We start from the raw sequence: 5,320 nt of genomic DNA on the forward strand, positions 1-5,320 counted from the left end.
CTCAATGATGCTTATAAAACCCAACTCCTTTAATATCAGTCCACAACGTGGTTTGGTGGCAAAGGAAGCATTGATCGACACGGGCTTCATGCTCATGAGCCACTTTTTTTGAAATCATATTAAAATGCTCCATATAATGACTGGGTGGCGCTTGGTGGCATTGAGCACAATCCATTGAACTCGGAGATGGGTGCCTAAATTCAGAGAGGCTCCAATGAGCCGTTTCATGACAAGCAGAACAATCGTCGCCAAATAACTTAAAGTGCTTGTCCTTGTTTTGATGACATGAGGCGCAGCGTAAAGTCAGTTCTTGAGGTGATGAATGGGGGTTGACCCGTAATGTGGACTTATTGGATTCGTTCTGCGCTAAAAAGAGCATAACTTGATTAATAATCAACTGTTCTTCTTCATCATTTGCATTTGAAAAGGCACGAAGTTGCTGAAGTCCTAACGAAACCAAAGCATTGTGATCCATCTGGGTGATACGTGCTGTTCTGCCCTGGTGCTCTCTATGACATTCAACACAACTGCCTATGTTGGCATGAAAGGAGGTCGGCTGGCGTTTTAACAGAGATTCGTTGTTGGCATGGCAGACGTTACAGTTCGCTGCCTCAACCCCTTTCACAGGCGTATGACATGCAGTGCAGTTGTGACTTAAAAACGAGTGGGCTTTGGAAAGTTCTCCGGGGCTTGCCATTCTTTGCCACTCCGCTACGTTCGTCAAACTGCTCACCTCATCTCCATGAGAAGACAGATAATAGGCCATAAAAGACAGTGCCGCGATTACGGTAAGGGCAGCGAGGGTAGCCCAACTCAGCTTCATTGAAACCACCTTAATCCAAAATAAATTCCAGACCAAACGTGCAAACCCAGCAGAACATACAATACCAGTGCTGTAATAATGTGACAGGTTAACCATTTTTGAAACAGGCGCTTGAAGTGCTCGTGAAAACGAATGGCGTATTCCAGCTCAGAGATGGCATCTGCTAAACACAAAGCGCGTACTTCTGCTGACTTGATTAACTGACCATCCAGTGCGGTGTCTTCAAGAAGCCAGGAAAGAAAGCGAGCTGTCATAAGATGTAATTTCCCGATGTTTTGCTTGGGGTGTGCGCTTGCTTGTAATTCTTGAGCTACGATTTGGTATTGCTGTTGTAATCCCAAGAGGATTGTCTTTTTTTCATCGATTTCCTGAGTCATAAAGCCCATGAGATAACGGCCAATAAAACCACTGAGCGTGACAATGAGCGTCATAGCAGTCAAAGCAATGCCTAGCGCGCTATTAAATTTATGTCCTGTATGAATCAAGACTAAAATCGAGCCGATAATACCTGTGTAAATATGCCACGACAACAGCGTATTCATGGACACATAGTGTGTTACCCAATTTTTCAAAAATGAAATGCGTTTAACAAAGAGGTAGAGGAGCGGAATCAGCATCAATATCGAGCCACTCACCCCAAACACACCACCCCAAAAACTCCCGGCAAAACGAGAAGACGTATGGACTGCAAAGCCTAGCCATGTAATAAGCATTAGAAGTACTAACCCCAAAACCATCATACGTCCTTGCGCATTCATTAAGCATCCACCTCAATGTTTTGAGTCGCTTTGGCCTGACAGGCTAAGATAAGCCCCTGTTGTTTGTCTTCCTTGGAAAGTGCATCTTCACAAGCCATGGTCACTTCCCCCGACAGCAATTTCACTTTACATAACCCACATTGCCCGGTTCGGCACGCATTATCAATCGCTATCCCATTGGCTTCAGCGATTTCAAGAAGGGTACGGTCCGGCAGAATTGGAACCATTTTTTCGGATTTCCTAAACGAAACCATCGCACGGGTATCGGCTTTGATGAAGTCTTCTTGGACTATTTCTGGTTTCTTTTCTGGTCCAAATGCTTCTGTTAGAATCAAATCAGCGGGCACGTTAAGCTCTTTTAAGATACCAAGGATAGCTTCCATCATCGCAGGAGGACCACAAACGTGGATACGATGAGAGGCAATATCAGGGACAAGATGGCTGATGATATTCTTGGTAAATAGGCCTTGTAACCCCATCCAAACGGTTCCCTCTGAACGCAGCATCGACGCATACACATGGAGATTCAGGTATCTTTCTTGAAGTTGCTCTAATTCTTCGCGAAAGATAAACTCACTCGTCGTGCGACAACAATACAGCAAATAAATGTCATTGTGCCATCCAATATCGGTGAGATAGCGGATGATACTCATCATGGGGGTAATGCCGACCCCGCCACAAATCAGTACAATGCTCTTTGCCTCTTCCCCAGTAAAAGTAAATTTACCATTAGGTCCCATCACCTCCAGTAAATCCCCTTCCTTAATTTCGTCATGCAAATAACGGGAAAACACGCCTTGTTCTTCCCGCTTGACCGTGATGGCACAATAATGCAATTGGGTTGGGGTGGACGCCATGGTGTAACTGCGTCTTATCGTTTTACCATTAATTAAGGCGGTGAGCGTAATGAACTGGCCAGGATAATAGGTAAATGGCAAAGCCACCTCATGGGTTGATGCCAAATGATACGTTTTGATTCCTGGTGCTTCTTGAAAGATACGGCAAACACGAAGTTGTCCTTCCCATTTCTCTTCCGGTTCGGTGAGCGATCTCATGACCGGAAATTGGGGGACTGGACATTTATGCGCGGGGCAGGTAGGAGGGGTAGTTGGGGCTGTTTCTGATGGCACTTTAGAAGCTTGAGAGGATTTAATGGGCTCCACTGATGTTAAGGAAGGGGTTGGTTCAGGTGTTTTTGAGAATTGGGGTGAGGTATCCAAAGGAGCAGCCGTATTTTGTTGGATTAAGCGATCGAGCAAAGCAGCCGCTCTTCTCATTTTGAAAAAATACATCCAAATCATGACCAAAAAAAACAGAGCAAATAGCGCAATAATCGTTAAATGAAAAAAAGGCCCCCCTAAGACATTCTCGGCTTGCGGACTAGTTGGAAGAAGATTCATTTCTCGTTTAAACCACTGCAAGGCGATGTCGCTTGGATTTTTTCCTTCAGAAAGGGCGCGAAGTGCGGCCAGTGCACTCTCATATTGCGCAATCCCTTCTCGTAATTTCTCTAAAGCTTCCTGCATTTTAGCGTAATTGTTAGTGCTGGATGCCAACAAAAGCTCGTTAAGCCCACCTTTCATGAGCGCGATGCCTGAGGTGATGCGCTGGTGTGCCTTTTGTTGAATTTCAAGGCGTTTTTCAGGGGATAATGTGGGTAAACTCATTAAAGAAGGGTAAAGCTCCTTAGAGGGAGTCCCTATATTTTTCATCATGCCACTCATTCCCTCGCCTTCTTTCTCCTTTTCTCCTGGATGATGTGCGGCATGCTCATCCGCTGTGGGTTGTGCAAAGGAAACAGAGGCCATCGCCAACAGGAAAGAAATGGATAATGTTCGAACCCATCGAAGTAAGGTAAACTTTTTAGTGTATTGAAACAGCATCCTTTCTCTCCAAAAGCTCACTTAACATGACGATTCAAAAAATGGTTAAAGTGGAGCAGTCTGCACGAGTGTTTTCCCGCCTCATATGAGTTTATTCACTATTCTGTAACCGATTTCCAATCACTCGAAAGGGATGACTACGAATTTATAGAAAATTCATTTCATTGATTAGAAACCCAGTCCAATCAGTATATTATAGTTTACCTTGTCTTTCTATGTGAGCTCATGACCAATAATCGCTTCGGCGCTTTGTACAATATTCTGAATTTCTTCGGTAATTTCTTCTTGGCGCAGTAAATTGAGACGATGGTTTAATGCATTTTTTTTATTTTCTAAGCGATCTAATGCCTGGTTTAAGTGAAACAGTCTTTGATGATTCTCCGCAAAAAACGATTGATATAAAATCGAATAACACATGGCCAGTAAATAATGCTCCACCAAGTCAGCGAAAAACTGGTCTTTGGAACCATTCAAAACGGGTGGCACAGAAAAATAAGGCGCAGGACTTGTATCCAACTCTTTAAAGGGTTGCCAGGTTTTTGCTTGAATTTGATTGTGCTCTTCCTCATTGAAGAGAATAGTCCATTGCCAAGAATGCCATGTCTTATTTCTTTGCAATAAGGCTTTTTCTAATGTTTGTAACACGTTTGAAATCACGTCTGGGATTTCTTCAATGGCATTGGGTCCATCGATTGTTGCTATGACACGAGGGTCATTAGGCATTTTTAATGCCAGTTTATGCCCTACAAGAATGAGTGCTGGTTCCAATTCAGAATGGTGCTCTTTGTGCACGTCTAACTGATGAAGCACATTATCATTAAAAGAACCACAAAAGCCGCGTTCTGAGCCAATAAGAATAGAAACTAAGGGAGGATTTTCTTGTTGATTCATGGGGGGCATGGGATAGAAACTTAAAAAATCATGACTCACCTCACTAATGGTTTTAATGACGTTGTCCTGCATGGAAAGACATTGAGTGATTTTGCCCAGTTCAATTAAAGAAAGATTTTTCATGGCCGTCATAATGTGGCCAATTTCTTCTAAAGTATGAAGATGTTCTTTGAGTTTGGTTCGTTTCGTCATGATACCATCCGGGTATTAAGTGATACTCATTGCTTTGGAGTGGATAATGAGTCCGTTCTATGCCATTAGCCATTCTTTTATCGCTTTTTCCCATTGTTCTCGTGGGTTTCCCAAGGATAAAGTGCTCTGTTTTATTTCTCCCTCTATTTTTTTGAGAATTTTGGGGATGTCTTCTAAATTCAATTCGTCAAAGAAACCCTCATTGTAAGCAATTAGCCATGCGAGTTGAAATTCAATGGGTAGTGGTGAAAAACGTTCTTGTTTTAGAATTTCTCTTAAAATTCTCCCTTTTTGAATCTGCTTTTGCATTTTGGCATCCAGTTTCGCCCCAAAGCGGGTGAACAGTTCCAAATCAAGAAATTGCAGGTAATCAAGTTTCATTCGACCGGATTCTTTTTTAATTTGTGGATGCTGCGCTTTACCACCGACTCGTGAGACTGATTGGGTGATGTCAATGGCGGGAAGAAATCCAGAAGAAAATAATGATTCATCAAAGAAGATTTGACCATCGGTGATTGAGATGAGATTTGTAGGAATATAAGTGGCCATTTCACCTTCTTTGGTTTCGATAATAGGAAGTGCTGTCATACTGCCGCCGCCCATTTCAGGGGAAAGACAGGTTGAGCGCTCTAATAAACGGGAATGAAGATAAAAAATATCCGCAGGAAACGCTTCACGTCCAGGAGGTCTACGCAGTAAAAGGGACAGTTCACGATAACTATTGGCATGAGCACTCAAATCATCATAGACCACCAGGGTATCTAAGCCCTTTT

The 5,320-nt window shown here is 43.1% G+C and carries 4 protein-coding genes and 1 pseudogene; all 5 read right to left on the reverse strand.

Annotated elements, in window-relative coordinates; genetic code table 11:
* Position 1: 1 nt before the first annotated feature.
* Positions 2-823 (reverse strand): cytochrome c3 family protein, encoded by an 822-nt coding sequence (locus tag ACWTEW_RS05455; protein WP_021582716.1) that lies wholly within the window; start codon positions 821-823, stop codon positions 2-4.
* Positions 820-1,581, reverse strand: a complete 762-nt coding sequence (locus ACWTEW_RS05460; RefSeq protein ID WP_021460709.1) for a hypothetical protein — start codon at positions 1,579-1,581, stop codon at positions 820-822. The genes ACWTEW_RS05455 and ACWTEW_RS05460 overlap by 4 nt, the downstream gene beginning before the upstream one ends.
* On the reverse strand, positions 1,581-3,464 hold the full coding sequence (locus ACWTEW_RS05465; protein WP_021582717.1) for a 2Fe-2S iron-sulfur cluster-binding protein: 1,884 nt from the start codon (positions 3,462-3,464) through the stop codon (positions 1,581-1,583). Before ACWTEW_RS05465 ends, ACWTEW_RS05460 begins: the two co-directional genes overlap by 1 nt.
* Positions 3,465-3,677: 213 nt before the next feature.
* On the reverse strand, positions 3,678-4,547 hold the full coding sequence (locus ACWTEW_RS05470; protein WP_021460706.1) for a F0F1 ATP synthase subunit gamma: 870 nt from the start codon (positions 4,545-4,547) through the stop codon (positions 3,678-3,680).
* A 57-nt stretch (positions 4,548-4,604) separates the two neighbouring features.
* A pseudogene (locus ACWTEW_RS05475) lies at positions 4,605-5,320 on the reverse strand (F0F1 ATP synthase subunit alpha); the annotation flags it as partial.

The sequence above is a fragment of the Legionella stuttgartensis genome (genome assembly GCF_977063405.2).